This is a genomic window from Streptomyces sp. GbtcB7, assembly GCF_019091445.1.
Taxonomy (GTDB): Bacteria; Actinomycetota; Actinomycetes; order Streptomycetales; family Streptomycetaceae; genus Streptomyces; species Streptomyces mirabilis.
Window position 1 is genome coordinate 1 of sequence record NZ_JAGXJM010000180.1, and the last position, 360, is coordinate 360.

The following is a 360-nucleotide window of genomic DNA, read 5'->3' on the forward strand; positions in this document are numbered from 1 at the left end:
AGCCACGCGCGCAGGGTCGCTTCGCCCGGCTCCAACTGCGCCCACGACCCCCGATCGATCACGACCGGGACGCGCGCGTACTCACCGGGATCGAGCGCCACCGCCGGCGTCCCGTCGGAAGCCGCCCAGTGCATCACCACGCGCGGGTCACCCGGCCCCGCCACCGCACCGACGACGTGGAACGTGTCGCCGTCAGGTTCCCACCGCCGCTCGCCCTCATTGACGATGTCGATCGCGAACCCGTCGGGCCCGGCATCCGTCCGCTGACCTGCCGGCCACCGCAGCGCCAAGCCGCGCCGCCGCTCGGCGTAGCTTCCGCGAAGCCGCGCGGGGCTTTGCTCGGCCCAGACGCTCTCGCCC

At 74.4% G+C, this 360-nt stretch carries 1 protein-coding gene; it reads right to left on the reverse strand.

Going from position 1 to position 360, the window contains the following annotated elements; translation table 11 throughout:
• Positions 1 to 360, reverse strand: a 360-nt coding sequence (locus tag KVT44_RS55755) for a hypothetical protein (protein WP_217576902.1), incomplete at both ends; no start/stop codon positions are given.